The 21,044-nt window shown below is 64.4% G+C and carries 19 protein-coding genes and 2 riboswitches; of the genes, 3 read left to right on the forward strand and 16 right to left on the reverse strand.

Features of this window, described 5'->3' with window-relative positions:
* Window positions 1-61: 61 nt before the first annotated feature.
* The 4 genes from gcvP to rpoD all read right to left on the reverse strand — a co-directional run bounded on the left by gcvP (window position 62) and on the right by rpoD (window position 7,550).
* Window positions 62-2,983 (reverse strand): aminomethyl-transferring glycine dehydrogenase, encoded by a 2,922-nt coding sequence (gene gcvP, locus PYV55_RS09510; RefSeq protein WP_275850462.1) that lies wholly within the window; start codon window positions 2,981-2,983, stop codon window positions 62-64.
* A gap of 37 nt (window positions 2,984-3,020) precedes the next feature.
* Window positions 3,021-3,395, reverse strand: a complete 375-nt coding sequence (gcvH, locus tag PYV55_RS09515; protein WP_275850463.1) for a glycine cleavage system protein GcvH — start codon at window positions 3,393-3,395, stop codon at window positions 3,021-3,023.
* Window positions 3,396-3,474: 79 nt separating this feature from the next.
* Window positions 3,475-4,620, reverse strand: a complete 1,146-nt coding sequence (gene gcvT, locus PYV55_RS09520) for a glycine cleavage system aminomethyltransferase GcvT (RefSeq protein ID WP_275850465.1) — start codon at window positions 4,618-4,620, stop codon at window positions 3,475-3,477.
* Between the two features lie 56 nt (window positions 4,621-4,676).
* A riboswitch (glycine riboswitch) is annotated at window positions 4,677-4,808 on the reverse strand.
* Between the two features lie 13 nt (window positions 4,809-4,821).
* Window positions 4,822-4,930: riboswitch (glycine riboswitch) on the reverse strand.
* A 235-nt stretch (window positions 4,931-5,165) separates the two neighbouring features.
* Window positions 5,166-7,550 carry an RNA polymerase sigma factor RpoD gene (gene rpoD, locus PYV55_RS09525; protein ID WP_275850466.1) on the reverse strand — a complete coding sequence of 795 codons (2,385 nt, stop codon included), beginning with the start codon at window positions 7,548-7,550 and terminating at the stop codon, window positions 5,166-5,168.
* Between rpoD and PYV55_RS09530 the strand changes: the two genes are divergently transcribed.
* Together PYV55_RS09530 and ompA are read left to right on the forward strand one after the other, a co-directional pair.
* Window positions 7,462-7,686, forward strand: a complete 225-nt coding sequence (locus PYV55_RS09530; RefSeq protein ID WP_275850614.1) for a hypothetical protein — start codon at window positions 7,462-7,464, stop codon at window positions 7,684-7,686. The genes rpoD and PYV55_RS09530 overlap by 89 nt on opposite strands.
* Window positions 7,687-8,429: 743 nt before the next feature.
* Window positions 8,430-9,065 carry an outer membrane protein OmpA gene (ompA, locus tag PYV55_RS09535; protein WP_275850467.1) on the forward strand — a complete coding sequence of 212 codons (636 nt, stop codon included), beginning with the start codon at window positions 8,430-8,432 and terminating at the stop codon, window positions 9,063-9,065.
* A gap of 120 nt (window positions 9,066-9,185) precedes the next feature.
* Here the strand turns inward: ompA and PYV55_RS09540 are convergent, their stop codons facing one another.
* The 8 genes from PYV55_RS09540 to gluQRS form a co-directional block, all read right to left on the reverse strand.
* Window positions 9,186-9,971: a foldase protein PrsA gene (locus PYV55_RS09540; RefSeq protein WP_275850469.1), complete on the reverse strand. Its 786-nt coding sequence runs from the start codon at window positions 9,969-9,971 to the stop codon at window positions 9,186-9,188.
* A 77-nt stretch (window positions 9,972-10,048) separates the two neighbouring features.
* Window positions 10,049-10,318: a BolA family protein gene (locus PYV55_RS09545; protein ID WP_275850471.1), complete on the reverse strand. Its 270-nt coding sequence runs from the start codon at window positions 10,316-10,318 to the stop codon at window positions 10,049-10,051.
* 7 nt (window positions 10,319-10,325) lie between these two features.
* Window positions 10,326-10,880 carry a septation protein A gene (locus PYV55_RS09550; protein ID WP_275850472.1) on the reverse strand — a complete coding sequence of 185 codons (555 nt, stop codon included), beginning with the start codon at window positions 10,878-10,880 and terminating at the stop codon, window positions 10,326-10,328.
* Window positions 10,881-10,913: 33 nt separating this feature from the next.
* Window positions 10,914-11,351 carry a peptide-methionine (R)-S-oxide reductase MsrB gene (msrB, locus tag PYV55_RS09555; protein ID WP_275850474.1) on the reverse strand — a complete coding sequence of 146 codons (438 nt, stop codon included), beginning with the start codon at window positions 11,349-11,351 and terminating at the stop codon, window positions 10,914-10,916.
* Window positions 11,348-12,874 carry a protein adenylyltransferase SelO gene (locus tag PYV55_RS09560; protein WP_275850475.1) on the reverse strand — a complete coding sequence of 509 codons (1,527 nt, stop codon included), beginning with the start codon at window positions 12,872-12,874 and terminating at the stop codon, window positions 11,348-11,350. The genes msrB and PYV55_RS09560 overlap by 4 nt, the downstream gene beginning before the upstream one ends.
* Window positions 12,875-12,957: 83 nt before the next feature.
* Window positions 12,958-14,004, reverse strand: coding sequence for a GGDEF domain-containing protein (locus tag PYV55_RS09565; protein ID WP_275850476.1), 1,047 nt, complete (start codon window positions 14,002-14,004; stop codon window positions 12,958-12,960).
* 15 nt (window positions 14,005-14,019) lie between these two features.
* Window positions 14,020-14,751, reverse strand: a complete 732-nt coding sequence (gene trmB, locus PYV55_RS09570) for a tRNA (guanosine(46)-N7)-methyltransferase TrmB (protein WP_275850608.1) — start codon at window positions 14,749-14,751, stop codon at window positions 14,020-14,022.
* On the reverse strand, window positions 14,744-15,793 hold the full coding sequence (gene gluQRS / locus PYV55_RS09575) for a tRNA glutamyl-Q(34) synthetase GluQRS (protein WP_275850477.1): 1,050 nt from the start codon (window positions 15,791-15,793) through the stop codon (window positions 14,744-14,746). The genes trmB and gluQRS overlap by 8 nt, the downstream gene beginning before the upstream one ends.
* Before the next feature lie 35 nt (window positions 15,794-15,828).
* On the opposite strand from gluQRS, the gene PYV55_RS09580 reads away from it, so the two are divergent.
* Window positions 15,829-16,383 carry a flavodoxin family protein gene (locus PYV55_RS09580; RefSeq protein ID WP_275850479.1) on the forward strand — a complete coding sequence of 185 codons (555 nt, stop codon included), beginning with the start codon at window positions 15,829-15,831 and terminating at the stop codon, window positions 16,381-16,383.
* A 57-nt stretch (window positions 16,384-16,440) separates the two neighbouring features.
* Here PYV55_RS09580 and PYV55_RS09585 read toward each other — a convergent pair whose 3' ends face one another.
* The 4 genes from PYV55_RS09585 to PYV55_RS09600 form a co-directional block, all read right to left on the reverse strand.
* Complete coding sequence (locus PYV55_RS09585; RefSeq protein WP_275850481.1) at window positions 16,441-17,310, reverse strand: MinD/ParA family protein; 870 nt, start codon at window positions 17,308-17,310, stop codon at window positions 16,441-16,443.
* 12 nt (window positions 17,311-17,322) lie between these two features.
* Window positions 17,323-18,087 carry a GGDEF domain-containing protein gene (locus PYV55_RS09590; RefSeq protein WP_275850482.1) on the reverse strand — a complete coding sequence of 255 codons (765 nt, stop codon included), beginning with the start codon at window positions 18,085-18,087 and terminating at the stop codon, window positions 17,323-17,325.
* 101 nt (window positions 18,088-18,188) lie between these two features.
* Window positions 18,189-19,193, reverse strand: a complete 1,005-nt coding sequence (locus PYV55_RS09595) for a Bug family tripartite tricarboxylate transporter substrate binding protein (protein ID WP_275850484.1) — start codon at window positions 19,191-19,193, stop codon at window positions 18,189-18,191.
* A 129-nt stretch (window positions 19,194-19,322) separates the two neighbouring features.
* Window positions 19,323-20,795, reverse strand: coding sequence for an NAD-dependent succinate-semialdehyde dehydrogenase (locus PYV55_RS09600; protein ID WP_275850486.1), 1,473 nt, complete (start codon window positions 20,793-20,795; stop codon window positions 19,323-19,325).
* Window positions 20,796-21,044: the final 249 nt, after the last annotated feature.

Below are 21,044 nucleotides of genomic sequence, written 5' to 3' on the forward strand. Positions count from 1 at the left end.
ACCTCGCTGCGTGGCCCGCAGGCCGGCGCGCAGCGCAGGATTGCCAGTGTAAGCCTGCGCTTCAGGCCTCGGCGAGTTCTTCCACCGGCAGGCAGCTGCAAAACAGATGCCGGTCGCCATAAACGTTGTCCACGCGGCCCACGGGCGACCAATATTTGTTCTGGCGCAAACTGGGCACCGGGTAGGCCGCCACTTCGCGCGGGTAGGGATGCGGCCAATCGGTCTGCAGCAGGCTCGCCGCGGTGTGCGGCGCGTTCTTGAGCGGGTTGTCGTCCTGCGGCCAGCGGCCGGCCTCGATGGCGCGGATCTCGTCGCGGATCGCGATCATGGCTTCGATGAAGCGGTCGAGTTCGGCCAGAGGCTCGCTCTCGGTGGGCTCGACCATCAAGGTGCCGGGCACGGGAAAGCTCAGCGTGGGCGCGTGAAAGCCGTAGTCGATCAGGCGTTTGGCCACGTCTTCGGCGACCACACCGCTGCTTTCCTTGAGACCGCGCAAGTCGAGAATGCACTCGTGCGCCACGCGCCCGGGTTCACCGGGGCCGGTGCCCTGGCCTGCGCTGGTGTAGAGCGTGGGGTAGTGTTCGCGCAGGCGCACGCTGATGTAGTTGGCACTGAGGATCGCGGTCTCGGTGGCGCGGCGCAGCCCTTCGGCGCCCATCATGCGGACATACATCCAGCTGATCGGCAGCACGCTCGCATTGCCCAGCGGCGCAGCGCTCACCGCGCCGACGCCGCCAGGGATGCCCGCCGTGGCGTGGCCCGGCAGATAGGGCACGAGGTCGGCCACCACGCACACCGGCCCGACGCCGGGGCCGCCGCCGCCGTGCGGAATGCAAAACGTCTTGTGCAGATTCAGGTGGCTCACGTCGCCGCCGAATGCGCCGGGCGCCGCCACGCCGACGAGCGCGTTCATGTTCGCGCCGTCGATATATACGCGCCCGCCGTGCTGGTGCACGATGTCGCAGAGCTCTTTGACCTGCGTCTCGAACACGCCGTGGGTGCTCGGGTAGGTGATCATCACGCACGCGAGGCGGTCGGCGTACTGTGCGCATTTGGCGCGCAGGTCAGCCATATCGACGTTGCCCTGCACGTCGCAGGCGACCACGACGACCTGCATGCCGGCCATCTGTGCGCTCGCGGGGTTCGTGCCGTGCGCGCTGCTTGGGATCAGGCAGATGGTGCGCTGGCTTTGGCCCTGCGCCGCGTGGTAGGCGCGGATCGCGAGCAGCCCCGCGTATTCGCCCTGACTGCCTGCGTTCGGCTGCAGGCTGATGTCCGCGTAGCCCGTGGCCTGGCAGAGCCAGGCGCGCAATTGCTTGTCAAGCAGCCGATAGCCCTGCAGCTGATCGGTGGGCGCGAACGGATGCACCTGGGCGAATTCGGGCCAGGTGATGGGGATCATCTCGCTCGTCGCGTTGAGCTTCATGGTGCAGCTGCCCAGCGGGATCATGCAGCGGTCGAGCGCCAGATCCTTGTCGGCGAGCTGGCGCAGGTAGCGCAGCATGGCCGTCTCGCTGTGGTGGGTGTTGAACACCGGGTGCGTGAGGAAGGCGCTGCTGCGGCGCAGCGCCTCAGGCAGCAGCGTGGCGACGCCGTTTTCGAACGCATCCCAGCGCGGCAGCGCTTGGCTTGCGCTGGCGAAGTGCTGCGCAAACAGGCGCCAGAGCAGCTCGATGTCGGCGCGCGTGGTGGTCTCGTCGAGCGAGATGCCCACCGCGCTTTTGGCATAAATTCTGAGGTTTGCGCCCGCGGATACTGCATGGGCAGCTATTTTCTCGGTAGCTTCTGCGGTGTCGATCACGAGAGTGTCGAAAGCGCTTTGCGCGCGCAGTGGGGCGCCGAGCTGGCGCAGGCCCTGCGCGAGGATCGCGGTGTAGGCGGCCACGCGCTCGGCGATGCGCGCGAGGCCCGTGGGGCCGTGATAGACCGCGTACATGCTCGCGATCACGGCGGGCAGCACCTGTGCGGTGCAGATGTTGGAGGTGGCTTTTTCACGCCGGATATGCTGCTCGCGCGTTTGCAGCGCAAGGCGGTAGGCCGGGTTGCCGTGCGCGTCCACGCTCACGCCCACCAGGCGCCCGGGCAGCGAGCGCTTGAGCTCGTCGCGGCAGGCCATGTACGCCGCGTGCGGGCCGCCGGCGCCCATGGGCATGCCAAAGCGCTGCGTGCTGCCGACGACGATGTCCGCGCCCCATTCGCCGGGCGGCGCGAGCAGCGTGAGCGCGAGCAGGTCTGCCGCCACGACGCACAGCGCCTGCCTGGCGTGCACGAGCGCCACGTCGGCGCGCAGGTCGTCGATGCGCCCGTGCGTCGCCGGATACTGCGCGAGCACGCCGAAATACTCGCCTGCAAGCGCCGCGCCCCACTCGGCCTGCGGCACGGGCACGACTTCAATGCCCAGCGGCGCGGCGCGCGTCTGGATCACCTCGATGGTCTGCGGGTGTGCATCGGCCGAGACGATGAAGCGCTGGCTCGGGTTCTTGGCGCTGCGCCGCGCGAGCGTCATGGCCTCGGCCGCGGCCGTGGCCTCGTCGAGCATCGAAGCATTGGCGATGGGCATGGCCGTGAGGTCGCAGACCATGGTCTGGAAGTTGATCAGCGCTTCCATGCGGCCTTGCGAGATTTCCGCCTGGTAGGGCGTGTAGGCGGTGTACCAGGCGGGGTTTTCGAGCACGTTGCGCAGGATCACGGCGGGCATGTGCGTGCCGTAATACCCCTGGCCGATGAAGCTCTTGAGCACCTTGTTCTGCGCCGCGATGGCCTTGAGCTCGGCCAGCGCCGCGGCCTCGCCCACGGGTGGGGGCAAGTCCATGGACTGGCTGCGCGCGATCGCGTGCGGCACGATGGCATCGACCAGTGCGCGGCGCGAGGCAGCGCCGATCACAGAGAGCATGTGCGCTTCGTCAGCGGCGTCTATGCCGATGTGGCGGGGCAGGAATTCGGCGGCGTCTTCAAGCACGCCAAGCGGCGGAGTAACAGGCATGGATGCTCTCAAAAAAGAAGTTAAAAGCGCAAGACCTTCAAGCGTTTTTGCAGAATTCTGCGTATGAGGCTTCGTCCATCAGCGCATCGAGTTCGGCCGCCTTGCTGAGCTTGACCTTGAAAAACCAGCCCGAGCCCAGCGGGTCGGAGTTCGCGAGCGCGGGGTCGGCGCGCAGCGCTTCGTTGACCTCGACGATCTCGCCCGTGACGGGCATATACACGTCGGCCGCGGCCTTCACTGATTCGACCACGCCAGCCACTTCGCCTTGGTTGTAGGTCTTGCCCACCTCGGGCAGATCGACGAACACCACGTCGCCCAGCGCGTCCTGCGCGTGCGCGGTGATGCCGACCACGGCGGCCTGCGGGTTGCTGGCGTCGATCCACTCGTGTTCGCGCGAAAACTTGATGCTCATGGCAATGGCTCCTGAAAAGGGAAAAGGGAGGGTGAATGTAAACCGTGCGTGCGACCAAACTCCACGCCGACCCGGGCCTTCAGCCGCGGTAGTAGCGCGTGGGCACGAAGGGCATGGCGCTCACGCGCATGGGCACCGGCTTGCCGCGCACCATGGCGAAGACTTCAGTGCCCAAAGCGGCATAGTCGGGTTGCACGTAGCCCATCGCGATGGGTTGGTTCAGCGTGGGGCTGAGCAGGCCGCTCGTGACTTCGCCGATCGCCTGGCCATCCATGTTTTCGAGCGGTGCATGCTCGCGCACGGGCACGCGCTCGGTCGCAACCAGGCCCACGCGCTGGCGTGTGAGCGGCACGCGGCCGTCGAGCTGCGCGAGCACGCGCTCGGCGCCCGGAAAGCTGCCGGCTCGCGCGCCGCCCGTGCGCCGTACCTTCTGGATTGCCCACTGCAGGCCCGCCTCGACGGGCGTGGTGTGCGTGTCGATGTCGTTGCCGTAAAGGCACAGGCCCGCTTCGAGCCGCAGCGAGTTGCGGGCGCCAAGGCCAATCGGCTGCACTTCGGGCTGCGCGAGCAGCGCGCGCGCCAAGGTTTCGGCCTGCGCTGCCGGCAGCGAAATCTCGAAGCCGTCCTCACCCGTGTAGCCGCTGCGCGTGACGAAGCAGTCGCAGCCCGCGATGCGCACGTCCATGCCCGTCATGAACACGAGCTTTTGCACCTCGGGCGCGAGCCGCGCGAGCGCGGCCGCGGCCTGCGGCCCCTGTAGCGCCAATAGGGCTTGTTCGGGCAGCGGCTGCACTGCGCAGCGCTGGCCGATCCGTGTCTGGATGTGCGCGATGTCGCCTTCTTTGCACGCGCCGTTGACGATGACGAAGATGTCACTTTCGCGGCGCACGAACATCAGGTCGTCGATGATGCCGCCGGCCTCGTTGAGCAGTAGCCCGTAGCGCTGCCGGCCCACGGGCAGGTCGATGACATCGACAGGCATCAGGCTCTCGAAGGCTGCGGCCGCATCGGCGCCCACGAGGCGCAGCTGGCCCATGTGCGAGACGTCGAACAGCCCCACGGCGCTGCGCGTGTGTTTGTGTTCGGCGAGCAGTCCAGCCGGATACTGCACGGGCATGGAGTAGCCCGCAAAAGGCACCATGCGTGCGCCGAGCTCGAGGTGCAGGGCGTGCAGCGGTGTGGTGCGCAAGGCGGCGGTTTCGGTGGGGGCAGGGGTAGCGGGCACGGAAATTCTCCAGAAGCAAAGTGAACCGTGGCCGGCCTCGCAAAGAGGGGCCACGGCGTTTGCCTGCTGTCCGCTTTACCTGAGAGATTCACCGCCTGCGCCGGCTGGGGGCGCGGCGTCGAGCGGTTTGCTCCTTCGGTGGATGGCCGCCGCCTGCGGGCGGGCAATCTCTCTCCAGCAAGGAAACGCCCGCATCGCTGCGGGCGCTTGCCAGTCCTTTTGCCTGAGCGTTCGGAGGGTTCCTGCGCCTTCGGCGGCATCTGCGGCTTGCATGCGCAAGGCGGCGGATGCGCTCTCCTGACGCCAAGGATTCTAGCAGCCTGCCGGACTTTGGAATCGTCGGCTGCGAATGCACCGCAGCGGCCCATTTTTTTACCGTCTTCTTGCCCCATAGTCCCACTATGGGGCGGCGAATCCGGCAAAAACTGACCTCGCTGGGGCCCATTCTCGCTATCGACGCCTAAAGTCCGACAGGCTGTTAGCAGCCGCGCCCGTTTCCCTCTGCCCTCCGTGGCGCGCTGCGCACGCTACGAAACTTTTCGCTCTTACAGCGAGTCCATGAAGCTGCGCAGTTTTTCCGAGCGGCTCGGGTGCTTGAGCTTGCGCAGCGCCTTGGCCTCGATCTGGCGGATGCGCTCGCGCGTCACGTCGAACTGCTTGCCGACTTCCTCGAGCGTGTGGTCGGTGGACATTTCGATGCCAAAACGCATGCGCAGCACCTTGGCTTCGCGCGGTGTGAGGCTGTCGAGGATGTCCTTGACCACGTCGCGCAAGCCGGCCTGCATCGCGGCATCGACAGGTGCGGTGTTGCTGCTGTCCTCGATGAAGTCGCCCAGGTGGCTGTCCTCGTCGTCGCCGATCGGCGTTTCCATGGAAATCGGCTCCTTGGCGATTTTCATGATCTTGCGGATCTTGTCCTCGGGCATTTCCATCTTCTCGGCCAGCAGCGAGGCGTCGGGCTCGAAACCGAACTCCTGCAGGTGTTGGCGCGAGAGCCGATTCATCTTGTTGATGGTCTCGATCATGTGCACCGGGATGCGGATGGTGCGCGCCTGGTCGGCGATCGAGCGCGTGATCGCCTGGCGGATCCACCAGGTCGCATAGGTCGAGAACTTGTAGCCGCGCCGGTATTCGAACTTGTCGACCGCCTTCATGAGGCCGATGTTGCCTTCCTGGATCAGATCCAGGAACTGCAGGCCGCGGTTGGTGTATTTCTTGGCGATCGAAATCACGAGACGTAGGTTGGCCTCGATCATCTCCTTCTTCGCGTCGCGGCTGGCCCTCTCGCCCTCGTTCATGCGCTTGTGGATGTCTTTGAGCTCGGTCAGCGGCACCACGACGCGCTGCTGCAGATCGATAAGCTTTTGCTGCAAATCCTGCACCGGCGGAATGTTGCGCGCGAACACGGCGCTCCAGGGTTTGCCTGCGGCAGCCTGCTTTTCCACCCACTGCAGGTTCAGCAGGTTGGGCGGGAACTCCTTGATGAACACATCCTGCGGCATGCCGCACTTGTCCACGATGATGCGGCGCAGTTCGCGCTCCTTCTTGCGGATACCGTCGACCTGCTCGCGCACCATGTCGCACAGCTTTTCGATGGTCTTGGCCGTGAAGCGAATGGTCATGAGCTCGGCCGAAAGCGCGCGTTGCACTTCCAGGTAGGCGGGCGTGCCATAACCTTCTTTTTCATAGATGGCATGCATCTGCTCGAACAGCGCACGCAGCTTGTCGAAGCGCTCCAGCGCCTGGCGCTTGAGCTCTTCGAGCTTCTTGGTCAGGGCCTTGGAGCCGCCTTTGCCGTCATCGTCGTCGGCTTCGTCGAATTCGTCGAAGTCCTCCTCGGCCACGTAGTCGTCGGCTTCGTTGGGGTTGGAAAAGCCATCGACCACGGTGGAGATGCTGACCTTGCCCGCGCGGATTTCCTCCGCCATGTTGAGGATTTCGGCGATCGTCGCGGGCGAAGCGCTGATCGCTTCCATCATGGCCATGAGGCCGCCCTCGATGCGCTTGGCGATTTCGATTTCGCCCTCGCGCGTGAGCAGTTCCACCGTGCCCATTTCGCGCATGTACATGCGCACCGGGTCGGTGGTGCGGCCAAATTCACTGTCCACCGTAGAGAGCGCGGCTTCGGCGGCCTCCTCGGCTTCTTCTTCGCTCGCGCCCGTGGGGGCGTTGTCGGTGATGATCAGCGCCTCGGCATCGGGAGTCTGCTCGTACACGGCCACGCCCAAGTCGTTGAGCGTGGCGATCACGGCCTCGAGCGTCTCGGCATCGACGAGCTTGTCGGGCAGGTGGTCGGAGATTTCGACGTGCGTGAGATAGCCGCGCGTCTTGCCCAGCTTGATCAGCGTCTTGAGGCGCGCGCGGCGCTTGGCCAGGTCTTCCTCTGACAGCACCGTTTCGTCGAGGCCAAACTCCTTCATCAAGGCACGTTCCTTGGCCTTGCTGAGCTTCATGCGCAGTGGTTTGGCTTTTTCGACCGGTGCGGCCTCAGCCTCAGCCTGCACCTCGATGGTGGCTTCTGCCTCGACTTCAGCGTCAAGTTCGAGCGTGAGGTCCAAGTCTCCTTCGCCGAGGTCGGCATCGTCCAGCGCAGGGGCTTCGGCCGCGGCCTTGGGCTTGCGGCCACGTTTGGCCGGCGCCTTGGCTTCGGCCGCGTCAGCCGCCTTGCTTGTTTTGGCCGCACGGCTGGGTGCCTTGGCTGAGCTTTTTGCGGGCCTGGGTTGCACCTGATCATCGGGCGGCACGCCCTCTGTGGCTGTTTTGGCCACTTTGGCGCGCGTCGTCTTTTTGGGCGTTGGGTTCAAGTCTGTTATGGCAGCAGAGGACGCGGTGAGCTCAGTCATGGCCTCCGTTGCGAGCCTCCCTTTTTTCTTGGCAGGCAAAGTGGCGGTGGCAGGCATGGCTGGCTTCGTGGACTTTGTGGCGGGCATGAAAAAGACCTCGGAGTCGAAAAACAATCAGGATGGAGTCAAAGGTGAAGGCGCGTGCGGCACAAACAAGGAGATCATCAGAGGTCGCGAAAGCCTGCCGCATCGAAACCGATGCGCCGCAGGCAATTCAGGTTGACTTGCACGAGTCCCAACAAAGCACACACCCCAACAAGCTCGGCGCAGCAATCGCTGCTTTTTTGCGGAAGTCACCACCCGTGTGCGCAGCAACGCGCGCTTTCGATGCAGCCAGCACAATGAATCCCAGCGAAGTCGGCAAAAAATACCGCCGCGCCGCACTTGCGACAAACGCTTTCAAAGCGGAGCACGCTGCTACAGCGGCAGGGCTCCAGGCCACGGGTGAGGGCAAGATGTCAGGGCGAACATTTGGTGTGCAGTCCTTGCGATAAGTGGGCCGCCAGTGGCTGTGCTGAGCATGTCGCGCTTTGTATCCTTGCGTGGGATGACAGGATGGTGCGCGCTGGCCTGGCTCGGAGGTGCTGCTGTCGCTCTTGCCGACGTAACCATACATTATAGCTGACGCGGATTTTTCAAGCTCGATTTCTGAGATTTGGTTCGTGCGGGACCTCCGAAGATGATGCCTTTGTTTCCCTGCGCTTCGCGGGACGCCTGAAGAAACAGGGGAGGAAGAAAATGCTCATCATTGCCATGCACCCATCGTTCCTTGTTGTAGCGATAGCGCAACATATCGGGCCGAAGCTGCTTTTGTGCCTGTTGCCAGGGCTTTCATGACAGCACCAGGGTGGTGACGTATGGCACAATGAACGCAGCGTTTTGGTGGTGCTCATCAAGGACGTCCCATAGTTCCTATTTCCTATATCTCGCAGCATGGCTGCGGTTTTTTCCCTAAAGAGGAGAATCATGAAGAAACTGAACAAAGTAGCAATATTGTTTGCCTCTGCAGCGTTGGCGACCGCCGTGAGCGCTCAATCCTCGGACAACTGGAAGAACGGCACGGGCGAGTTGGTGTGGAAGAACGGCACGAACGAGTTGTGCTGGCGTGATGCCAACTGGACGCCTGCCACGGCAGACGCGCGGTGCGATGGTGCTCTGAAGCCCAAGGAGGCTGTGGCAGCAGCGCCTGCCGCAGCGCCTGCCGCCACCCCGGCACCCGCTCCCACGCCTGCTCCGGTGGCTGCTTCCAAGGTCACGTACGCAGCTGATGCGTTCTTTGACTTCGACAAGGCCGTTCTGAAGCCCGCAGGCAAGGCCAAGCTCGACGATCTGGTTTCCAAGATCAAGGACATCAACCTCGAGGTGGTCATCGCCGTTGGACATACCGACTGGACGGGTCCGGACGCCTACAACCAAAAGCTCTCGGTGCGTCGTGCCGAGGCTGTGAAGGCTTATCTGGTTTCCAAGGGTGTTGACAAGAGCCGCATCTACACCGAAGGCAAGGGTGAGAAGCAGCCTATCGCCGACAACCGCACCAAGGAAGGCCGCGCCAAGAACCGTCGCGTGGAAATCGAAGTCGTGGGTACCCGCGCCGCTCAGTGAGCGTTTTTCGATAGCCTCGAAAAAAGCCCCTGAAAAGGGGCTTTTTTTATGCCTCTAAAAAGCTATCGGGCTTTTTGGCTCAGGGGACGAAGTGGAGCTCGTCCCCTGGGTATGAGATTTTTATTCGACCTTGGCTTTGGTGCGCAATTCCTCTTGGAATTTGCCCAGTTTTTGTTGCTGTAGCTGCTGTGCAATTTGGGGCTTGATGTCTTCGAGCTTGGGCAACTGGGCTTCGCGCACGTCGTCGAGGCGGATCACATGCCAGCCAAACTGCGTCTTCACTGGGGTTTCGGTCATCTTGCCCTTGTTCAGCTTGACCAGTGCTTCGGTGAATTCACCCACATAGCTCGACGGATTGGCCCAGTCCAGACTGCCACCGCGAGCGGCCGAGCCGGGGTCTTTGGACTGCTTTTTGGCGATGTCTTCGAACTTGGCCCCTTTTTTGATCGCGGCGATGATGGCCTTGGCGTCCGTTTCCTTTTCCACGAGGATGTGGCTGGCCTTGTATTCCTTGCCGGTGTTCGCTGCCACAAATTTGTCGTATTCGGCCTTGATTTCGGCGTCGGTTACCGGATTCTTCTTCTGGTAATCAGCAAACAATTCACGAATCAAGATGGATTGGCGCGCCAAGTCCATTTGCGTCTTGAAGTCCTGTGAGGCGTCGAGGCCGCGTTTTTGCGCTTCCTGCATGAAGATCTCGCGCGCGATGACTTCTTCTTTGATCTGGTTTTCGAGCTCGGGGGTGATGGGGCGGCCTGCGCGCTCGAATTGTTGCTTGAATACCTCCACGCGCTCCTTGGGCACGGGCTTGCCATTGACGATGGCGATGTTTTGCGCAGTAACAGGCAGCGCCGCGGTGCTGAGCACGACAGCGGCCACGAGGCCAGACAGGAGATTTTTCTTCATGGGAGGTCCAAATAATGATGGGAACGCTGGCAATATGCCAGCAAAAAAACGCCAAAAGCGTCCAAAAAAGCGAAAGATCAAAGAATCTCTATGGCCAGGGCGTGCAGACCCTGTGTCATGAAATTCTGCAGAGCATCATACACAAGCCGGTGCTGCGTCACGCGGCTTTTCCCGGCGAACACGGGCGCCGCAATGCGCACGCGAAAGTGCGTACCTGTGCCGCTGGCATTTGCGCCGGCATGGCCCGCGTGCGCGGCGCTCTCGTCGATCACTTCGAGGTGGGTCGGATCAAGTTTGCTGCGTAGGCACTCGGCCAAGGCTTGTGCCGTGGGGACTATGGTTTGCATCGTGGGCTCATGCCTTGGGGCTATCGGTGCCCGTGGGTTCTTTGACAAAACGGCTCAGATAGAAAGCCTGGCCGAGTGCAAACAAAAACATCAGCCCCAGCCCACCAAAGAGCTTGAAGTTGACCCAGATGCTGGTGTCGAAGTGGTAGGCGACCCAGAGGTTCAATGCCCCCATGCAGCCGAAAAATGCGGCCCAGGCCCAGTTCATGGTGCGCCAGACCGGGGTGGGCAACTCGAGCTGACTGCCCAGCAGCCACTGCAGCAGGTTTTTGCGAAAAAGAATCTGGCCGAGCAGCAGCGCACCACCCATGAACCAGTAGAGCGCAGTGGGTTTCCACTTGATGAAGGCCTCGTTGTGTGCGAGCAGCGTCGCGCCGCCGAACAGCACGATGATGCCCAGGTTGACCCATTGCATGGGCTCGATTTTGCCGTGGCGCCAGCGCAGGTAGGCGATTTGCAGCACGGTCGCAGCGATGGCGACGGCCGTGGCCGTGAAAATGCCCCAGAGCTTGAAAGCGCCGAAAAACAGGAAGATAGGAAAGAAGTCGATCAAAAGTTTCATGGTGTCCACAGCGTTTGGCCGTGCAAGTTTCGCTCAGTTATTGTCGGATTCCTTCCGGGAGGCATTATCGGCGTCGAAGTCGAGCGCGGCCGAGTTCATGCAGTAGCGCAGACCGGTTGGCGCAGGGCCGTCTTCGAATACATGCCCCAAATGAGCACCGCATTGTGCACACAAGGTCTCGGCGCGTACCATGCCGTGGCTGCGGTCGGTGCGCTCGACGATGGCGCCGGGCACGGCTTGCCAAAAGCTCGGCCAGCCGCAGCCGGCGTCGAATTTGGTGGCGGAATCGAACAACTTGGTCCCGCAGCAGATGCAGTGGTAGCTGCCATCGGCCCAATGCGCCTCGTACTTGCCTGTGAACGGGCGCTCGGTGGCCGCATGGCGCGTGACTTCGAAGGCGAGCGGCTCGGCGCCTTTTTGCGCGAGCAGCGCGCGCCACTCGGCCTCGGTTTTCTGGATCGGGAAGCTCATGAGGAACAACTGATGGTGATGGATGCGGCCCAGTCGGGCGGGAAGTCGGCCCAGGCTTCGTGGCCTGGGTGCTCGGCGAAGGGATTTTCGAGCAGCGTCTGCAGGGTGTGCAAAGGGGTGAAGTCGCCTTGCTGGGCGGCGCGGATGACCTGCTCCGCCAGGTGGTTGCGCAGCACGAACTTGGGGTTGGTATTGAGCATCAAATCGGCTGCTTGTGCTTGATCTACCTGCGCTAGCAGCTCTTGGTATGAGAGCAGCCAGCGCTCCCAGCCGCTGCGCTCGGCAAACAAGGCGCCTACGGGTGCGAAGTCGCCGCTGGCGACAGCGTGCGACAGACGCCGCCAGAAAATCGGGTAATCGACGCGCTGGGCCGCGAGCAGCTGCAGCAACTGGCCGACGAGCGCAGCCAGATCCGGATTGCCGTCAGGCGCACCCGCACCCGCATCTGCGCTCAGCCCCAGCTTGTCTTCCATGCGACGCAGGAATTCGCGCGTGAACGTGGGCTGAAAGTTCTGCAGCGCCGCGACGGCTTGGCCCTCGTCTGCAAGCAATGGCAGCAGGGCCTGTGCGAGGCAGCCTAAATTCCAATGGGCGATGGCGGGCTGGCGGTGAAAGGCATAGCGGCCTGCGGTGTCGCTGTGGTTGCAGACGTGGCCGGGGTCGAAGTGGTCGAGAAACTGGAACGGGCCGTAGTCCAGCGTCAGGCCCAGGATGCTCATGTTGTCGGTATTCATCACGCCATGGCAAAAGCCCACGGCCTGCCAGTGCGCAAGCAGCGCCGCCGTGCGCTCGCTCACGGCGCGCAGCAACGCCGCGTAAGTCTGTGCGGATGTGTGCGCGGGCGCGCGGCACTCCGGGTAATGGCGCGCGATCACGTGGTCGGCGAGGGCGCGCAAGGGTTCGTAACGCGCTTGCTGCAGTCCTTGGGCACAGAAGTGCTCGAAGTGCCCGAAGCGCACGAAGCTCGGCGCCACGCGCGTGAGCACGGCGGCGGTTTCCACCGTCTCGCGGCGCACGGGTGCGGGCGAGCCCGTGAGGCACAGCGCCCGTGTGGTCGGAATGCCCAGGCCGTGCATGGCTTCGCTGCACAAGAATTCGCGGATGCTCGAGCGCAGCACGGCGCGGCCGTCGCCCATGCGCGAGTACGGCGTGCGCCCCGCGCCCTTGAGCTGCACTTCGAGCCCTTGTGCGCTTTCGCCGAGCAGCAGCGCGCGCCCGTCGCCGAGCTGGCCGGCCCAGACGCCGAACTGGTGTCCGCTGTATGCCGTGGCGAGCGTGGGCATTTCCGTAGGAGCCCGGTTGCCGCTCAACATCTGCAGCGTGGTGTCGTCGCGCCAGGTTTCGGCGTCCAGCCCCAGCAGGCGCGCGACTTGGGCGCTGGAGGCTACCCAGTAGGGCGCGGGCAGCGGTGTGGGCGCCTGTGCGGCATAAAAGCCCGGGCCGAGCGCGGCAAAACCAGGTGCGCGCAGCGCGAGCGGGTCGGCTGCTGCGTCAGCGTGGGCGAAGGCTTGGATGGCAGACATGGCGCAGATTGTGGCGCAGCCGCCATGTCCCTGCTTCATGTTGGGACGGTCGAGACAAAAGGCCCGGGGTCTTTGAAAGGCTATCAGAACAATTCGACGTCGTCGTGCGCGACCTTGGCTTGCAGCAGCCCCTGTGCGACGAGATCATCGTAGTAGTGAACCTGGTTGCGCCCGTGTTCCTTGGCGTAATAAAGCGCCTGGTCGGCCAGGCCCAGCACCTCGACGGGCGCGCCTTTGTCTGCGCCGACGAAGCCTATGCTCACGGTGATGTGGCCCACCTGCGGGAAGGTGTGATCCTGCACCGCGCCGCGAAAGCGCTCAAGCACCTTGCGCGCCGTGGGGAGTGTGGCCGAGCGCAGCAGCACGACGAACTCCTCGCCACCGAAGCGGAAAATCTGGTCTTCGCTGCGAAAGGACTTGCGCAGCAGGTTGGCTATGAGGATCAGCACCTCGTCGCCGAACAGGTGGCCGAAACGGTCGTTGATCTGCTTGAAGTTGTCGATGTCTACGAGTGCCAGCCATTGCTGCAAGGGTTCGGATTCGTCCTCGTCGGGCAATGTAGAACACAGGGGTGTCAGGCCGGAGTCGCCCGGCAGCTGCGGCGCGTTGAGCTGGGAAAACTGCTCGTCGAAAGTCTTGCGATTGAGCAGGCCCGTGAGGGCGTCGCGCTCGCTGTATTCGAGCAGGCTTTGGTAATTTTTGTAGACCTGAAAGATGCCTTTGACGACGTCGAGGCTGTGCGCGGAAAAGGGGCGCGAGCGCGTAATCTCGAGGCAGGTGGCAACCTTGTCCTGCATCCATACCGGCAGCCAGAGCGTGTACGAGCCGCGGCGCAGCGAGGCCATGGCGCTGTCGCAGTGGTTCGCAATGCAGTCGTTGAGCGCGGGGTAGTGCGCCAGCGGCTCGCGCCGCGGGTCGGTGCTGGCTTGGCTGCGGGTCGAGACGAATTTGCCGTTTGCCAGCCAGGTGCGCGGGCGCAGGCTGGGCACGCCGGCGTCGTTGAAAATTTCCAGCGCGCGCACATCGTTGACGCTGCTGAGCTTCTGCAGGGTGGAAAGCACCGAGACTTCCAGCCGCACGTGGTCGCGGTGCGTGGTCATGTCGGCAAGGTTTTGCAGAATCGGCTTCATGATGGAAAGAATCTCTCAATGGCGGCGCACGAAGACCAGGTCCCACACGCCGTGCCCGAGCCGCAGACCGCGGTTTTCGAACTTGGTCAAGGGGCGGTAGGCGGGTTTGGCGGCATAGCCTTGCGCGGTGTTTTGCAGCAAGGGCTCGGTGCTGAGCACTTCCAGCATCTGCTCGGCGTAGGGCTGCCAGTCGGTCGCGCAGTGCAGGTAGCCGCCGGGCGCGAGGCGTTGCGCGAGTTTGGCGACGAGGGGCGGCTGGATCAGGCGGCGCTTGTGGTGGCGCTTTTTGTGCCAGGGGTCGGGAAAGAAGATGTGTACGCCGGCAAGCGACGCAGGTGCGAGCATGTGCTCCAGCACCTCGACCGCGTCGTGCTGCACGATGCGGATGTTGGTCAAACCTTGCTCGCCGATGCGCTTGAGCAGCGCGCCCACGCCGGGCTCGTGCACCTCGCAGCACAGGAAGTCGTCCTCGGGGCGCAGGCGGGCGATGTGCGCCGTGGCCTCGCCCATGCCGAAGCCGATTTCGAGCACCAGCGGCGCCTTGCGGTTGAACACGGCCTCGGCGTCCAGCTGCGCAGGCGTGTAGGGCACGATAAAGCGCTGCCCCCATTCTGCCAAGGCTTTGGCCTGGCCCGTTGTGGTGCGGCCCGCGCGGCGCACGAAGCTTTTGATGGCCTTGGGGTGCGGCACGTCTGCCGGGGCACTGCCCGTGGGGCGTGCGGCAGCAGGCGGCGGATTTTCAGACAAGGGTAGAGAGGACGGCGTGCTCACGGGTTTGCATTGTAGTTTTGTGTAACCAAGCCTGCACCCACCAAGCCAATGCCTCGGGAATGGAGCCGTGGGGCAGCCTTGGCGGGGCCGGCAAGCCTAGCACATGCGCAGCCTCGCCGAGCGCGCGCAAAGGGTCGCGTAGGTCGAGCGGCGCGGCGCCGTTTTGCTTGGAGAGCTTTTCGCCGTTCGCCGCGCAGACCAGCGGCGTGTGCAGATAGCGGGGCGTGGGCAGGCCCAAGGCGTTTTGCAGCAGGATTTGCCGCGGCGTGTTGTCCGCCAGGTCGGCGCCACGCACCACGTGCGTGATGCCTTGCGCCGCGTCGTCGACGACCACGGCAAGCTGGTAGGCCCACAGTCCATCGGCGCGGCGCAGCACGAAGTCGCCGACCGCCTGGGCCACGTCCTGCACTTGCGCGCCCAAGCGGCGATCCTGCCAATGCACCGTGCTGCCTGCAATCGAAAAGAGAGCGCCTTGCGCTTGCTGCGCTTTGACTAGCGCCTGATTTGGCTTGAAATTGTCGGCACGAAAACGCCAAGTCCGCGCGGGCCGCCCATGCAGGCCGGTGCGGCACGTTCCGGGGTAGGGAAGGGCGGCGTGGCGGGCGGGTGCGTGGCCCTGGGCGCGCAGGGCGGCAGCGATGTCTTTGCGCGAGCAGGCGCAGGGGTAGGCCTGTTCTTGTGCGATGAGCTGGTCGAGCGCCGCCTGGTACAGCGCGCCGCGCTGCGATTGCCACACGGGCGGCTCGTCGGGCAGCAGGTCGCAGGTGGCGAGTTGCTGCAGGATGTGCTCTACCGCGCCCGGCATGCAGCGCGGCGTATCGACGTCTTCGATGCGCACGAGCCAGCGCCCGCCACCGCCACCGTGCCAGGCGCGTGCATCCAGCCAGCTCGCGAGCGCGGCCACGAGCGAGCCCGCGTGCAGCGGCCCCGTGGGTGAGGGCGCGAAACGGCCGCGATAGCCGGGTGACGGCGGTGGGGTATGGGCGGGGGCAGGTGCGTCGGGTAGGGGCACTATCATGAAATCCCTGTCATCCTTTTTTGGGAGAGTTTTGCATGCCACACACCATCGTCGTTTACCACTCGGGTTATGGACACACGCAACGGCTCGCGCAAGCCGTGGCCGAAGGGGCCGGCGCGCAATCGATCGCCATCGATGCCGACGGCAATCTGCCCGAAGGCGGCTGGGAGGCGCTGCAGGCCGCGCAGGCCATCATTTTCGGCGCGCCTACCTATATGGGCGGGCCGAGCTGGCAGTTCAAGAAGTTTGCCGATGCGTCGTCCAAGCCTTGGTTCAGCCAGTCCTGGAAGGACAAGCTGTTCGCGGGCTTTACCTGCAGTGCCAGCGTCAACGGCGACAAGCAGGTCACGCTCGACTATTTCTTTCACCTCGCGATGCAGCACGGCGGTTTGTGGGTGGGGCTCGGGCATTTGCCTTCCAACACCAAGGCGGCCGCGCGCAACGATGCGAACTGGATAGGCACTTTCAGCGGCGCGGCGGCGCAGGCGCCCGCCGATGCCTCGGCGGCCGAGATGTTTGCGGGTGACCTCGAAAACGGCCGCATCCTGGGTCAGCGCGTCGCGCAACTGGCGGCGCGGCTCGGCGCTTGAGCGGCGAGGTATTGCAGATGCACCGCCCTGGCGGTGCCCAGCGGCATCAAAGCGGCCTCACTGTGGCGCTGCAGCGCCAGGCAGCGTGGCTTCGATTTTGCCGGCGAGCTGCAGCATGGCCAGCGCGGCCGGACAGCCGGGCAGCAGTTGCAGCAGCAATTGGCGGCGCATGATGGCCTCACGCACCGAAGGGTCGGCCGGGATGTCGCCCATGTGGATCAGGCGCACCGGGCGGCCCGAATCGGTCTTGACGAAGCGCTCGAGCACCTGCTGCAGCTGGCTCGTGATGGCGCGGCCGTCACCGGGGCGCGCAGTCTGGTTGATGACCAGGCGCACGTGCTGGCGTTTTTGCTGTGTGCACAACACCTTGATCGCAGCGTAGGCGTCGGTGAGCGAGGTCGGCTCGGGCGTGGCGACGAGCAAAACCTCGTGCGCCAGCGACACGGAAAACAGCACCACGTCGGAAATGCCCGCGCCGGTGTCGAGCAGGATCACGTCGTAGCGCGGGCGGATCGTCTCGATGACCTGGATGAACTGGTTGCGCACTTCCGGCGTGAGGCGCGAATACTCGACCATGCCCGAACCAGCGAGCAGCGCGGAAAAGCCGCCGGGCGCTTGCACGATGGCCTCGTCGAGCGTGGCCCTGCCGGTGAAAACCTCGTGCAGCGTAATCTTGGGGTGCAGGTTCAGCACCACGTCGAGGTTGGCCAGGCCCAGGTCGGCGTCGAGCACGAGCACGCGCAGACCGCGGCGCGTGAGCGCGGCGGCCAGGTTGGCCGAAACGAAGGTCTTGCCCACACCGCCTTTGCCGCTGGTGACGGCAACGATGTGGGCGCCCGCGCCGCGCACCCCGGTTGCGGGTGCAGCAGCGGGCGTAGCAAGGGCCTCTGTGGTCTCTGTGGTTTGGGGGGACAGCGCGTCGTTCATCTCATGCTTTCTTCAGGCGCTGCTGGCTGCATCCGAGGCGGGGAGGCTCCCCCAGACGGAAGACGGAAAGGAGCCGCCGAACAACAGGCTTTTTTCCTCGGCGCTTACGGTGCTGTCGGGTGGCGCTTCTATGCGCACGCCATTGCGCCCACCGGACTTCGCGAGGTAGAGCTGCTGGTCGGCACGCTCTATCCAGAGTTGGGGCGTGGAGCGTATCCAGGGCATGGCGAAGGCGCCGCCCACGCTGAGGGTGACTTGCAGCACTTGCGTCGGCGACACGCGGATGGGTGTCTCGGCCACCATGCGGCGTATGCGCTCGGCCACCATGGCACCGAATGCCGTCTGGCAGGTGGGCAGCACCACGACGAATTCTTCACCGCCGTAGCGCGCCAGGGTGTCCATGGGGCGCACGCAGGCTCTCAAGACTTGCGCCACGGATTGCAGCACCTTGTCGCCCACCACATGGCCGTGGAGGTCGTTGATGCGCTTGAAGTGGTCTATGTCCATCATCAGCAGCAGGGCCGATTCGCCGGAGCGCGACACGCGGTCCATTTCTTGCGCCAACACCGTCTCGAAATGGCGGCGGTTGGCGAGGCCGGTCAATGGGTCTTGAAGCGAAAGCTCGCACAAGCCGTCGATCAGGCTTTGTACGTACTGCACCGGGGGCAGGGAGCGCAGCGCGGCATCATCGGCGCCGGCCTGCACTGCCAAGGCATGGGCAGTGTCCAGGCGCAAGTCGCGCACGTCGATGGGAGAGGGAGTCGCGCAGGATGGCACGTTGCGAAGGGTGTGGCCAGCAGAATCTTTGGAGTGTATCAGTGGGAAAAGCGCGCGCAGGGGCAGGTGCAGGGCAAATAGTCCCAATGGCTCATGGATGCTTACGGTTGAATATGTATGCCTTTGGCGACGCTGCCCCAGAGCTTGAAGTCGCGCGCCGCGCGCTCGGCCAGCGCCTGCGCGCTGCCGCTCCAGACGTCGTAGCCCTGCTCGACCAGCTTGCGCCTGAGTTCGTCCTGCGCGAGGGCGCGGCGTGCGGCTTCGTTATAGCGTGCGACGAGTTCGGCCGGCATTTTGGCCGGGCCGTACAGCCCGATCCAGCCGCCCACGTCGTAGTCCGGTATGCCGGCTTCCTGCATGCTGGGCACTTGCGGCAAGGATGCATTGCGCTCACGCGAGGTCACGGCGAGTGGGCGCACGCGGCCCGAGGCGATGTAGTTGCGCGCGCTGCCGATGATGTCGAACATCATGCTGATCTGCCCGCCGATCACGTCCGTCATCGCCGGCGCGTTGCCTTTGTAGGGCACGTGGGTGAGCTGTGTGCCCGTGCGTGCGGCAAAAAGCTCGCCGCTCAGGTGGTTCGAGCTGCCTATGCCCGCCGAGCCGTAGGACAGCTGCCCCGGATGCGCCCTGGCATAGGCCACGAGCTCGGCCACCGTGCGAAACGGCAGGTCTTTGTTCAGCACGAGCACGTTGGCGTAGCTCAGGATGGGGGCGATGGCGACCAGGTCTTTGGCCGGATCGAAGGGCAGGGCGCCGAGGATGTGCGGGCTGATGGTCATCGTCGGGCTGCCCGCAAAAAAGATCGTGAGACCGCTCTGCGCGGACTTGGCGACCGCATCGCCCGCGAGCACGCCGCCCGCGCCAGGCTTGTTGTCCACCAGCACCGCCTGGCCCAGCGCCCGCGCGAAATACGGCGCAAACAGGCGCGCCGCCGCATCCACCGGCCCGCCTGCGGCATAGCCGACGAGCAGTTTGATGGGTTGGTTGCCAGAGGATGCGGCAATGGTGTGCGCCGTTTGCGCTTGCAACGTCGCCTGCAAGGCGAGCGAAGCCAGCAGCGCAGCCGCCGCGCGACGGCGCAAGAGGGGATTCGAAGCGGGCATGGGGTTGTCTCCGGGGCGCGTGCGGTGCGCCTTGTTTTTTGATGAAAATGGCCTCTAGCGCTTATGTATCAAGCGCTAGAAGCTATCATTGTGAAAGCAAAAGGGCTACCCAACAAGCTACCAGGCGGCTCATTTCAGGATGTCGCCCACGCACAGATACTTGAGCTCCACGTACTCGTCGATGCCGTGGTGCGAGCCTTCGCGGCCCAGGCCCGATTGCTTGACGCCGCCGAACGGCACGTGCTCGGTCGCGAGGATGCCCACGTTGATGCCGACCATGCCGTACTCGAGCGCCTCGGCAACGCGGAAGATGCGCCCCACGTCACGGCTGTAGAAGTAGCTCGCGAGGCCGTATTCGGTGGCGTTGGCGGCGGCAACGGCTTCCTGCTCGGTGCGGAACTTGAACACGGGCGCGAACGGCCCAAACGTCTCTTCACGCGCGCACAGCATCTCGGGCGAGGCGTCGGCGACCACGGTGGGCTCGAAGAACAGGCCATTCAGGCGCCGCCCGCCTGTGAGCACGCGGCCACCCTTGGCGACGGCGTCCTGCACGTGGCGCTCGACCTTCTCGATGGCAGCCTCCTCGATCAGCGGACCCTGGTTCACGCCTTCTTCAAAACCGTTGCCCACCTTGGCCGTGCGCACCTTGGCGGCAAACTTCTGCACGAATTCCTCGTACACGCCTTCTTGCACGTAGATGCGGTTGGAGCACACGCAAGTCTGGCCGGCGTTGCGGTATTTGCTCGCAAAAGCGCCTTCGACGGCGCTGTCGATGTCGGCGTCGTCGAAGACGATGAAGGGCGCGTTGCCGCCAAGCTCGAGCGAGAGCTTTTTCACCGTGGGCGCGCACTGCGCCATCAGGATGCGGCCGACCTCGGTCGAGCCCGTGAAGCTCAGGTGCCGCACCACGTCGCTTGCGCACAGCACCTTGCCGATCTCCACGCTGCCAGGGCCGTCGCTCGTGACGACGTTGAGCACGCCGGCCGGAATGCCCGCGCGCACCGCGAGTTCGGCCGCGGCGAGCGCCGTGAGCGGCGTGAGCTCGGCCGGCTTGATGACCACGGGGCAGCCCGCGGCGAGCGCCGGCGCCACCTTGCGCGTGATCATGGCGAGCGGAAAATTCCACGGCGTGATCGCGGCGCACACGCCCACGGGCTGGCGCAACACCAGCAGACGGCGGTTGTTGTCGAACTGCGGCAGCGTCTCGCCGTTGATGCGCTTGGCCTCCTCGGCAAACCACTCGACGAAGCTCGCGCCGTAGGCCACTTCGCCCTTGGCCTCGGACAGCGGCTTGCCCTGCTCGGCCGTCATGATGCGGCCCAGATCGTCGGCGTTGGCCATGAGCAGGTCATACCACTTGCGCAGCAAAATGCTGCGCTCCTTGGCCGTGAGCTTGCGCCAGGCGGGCCAGGCGGCGTTGGCGGCAGCGATCGCGGCTTCGGCGTCCGCCGGGCCGAGCTTGGCCACGTCTGCGAGATGGCGGCCCGTGGCTGGGTCGTGCACGGCAAAGCGCGCACTGCCGGCCACCCAGCGGCCAGCGATGAGCGCGTCGGTCTTGAGCAGGCTGGGGTCTTGGAGAGAGGCGAGGGGAGAGGCGGTCATGGGCAAAGCTCCAGTGGCAGCAAACAGGGAAAAGAGACCGCGCAGGATAGCAAGCGCAAGCCTGTCGCGCTGCAGCGCATGCGACAAACGCGGATGTCAAGCCCGCGCGCCCAAACACCCAAAACCCAAACCTGCGCAAAAAGGCGCTATCTATAATGAAAGGTTACATTTTGCAAGCCCATGTGGCGGGCTGAAGTTGCGCCAAAATGCTCAGCTTTGGGCCTTTTTCCCCCGCCCGCTGGCTTTTTG

Origin of the sequence: Extensimonas soli (assembly GCF_029211265.1) — a bacterium.
In the GTDB taxonomy this organism is placed as follows: domain Bacteria; phylum Pseudomonadota; class Gammaproteobacteria; order Burkholderiales; family Burkholderiaceae_C; genus Extensimonas; species Extensimonas soli.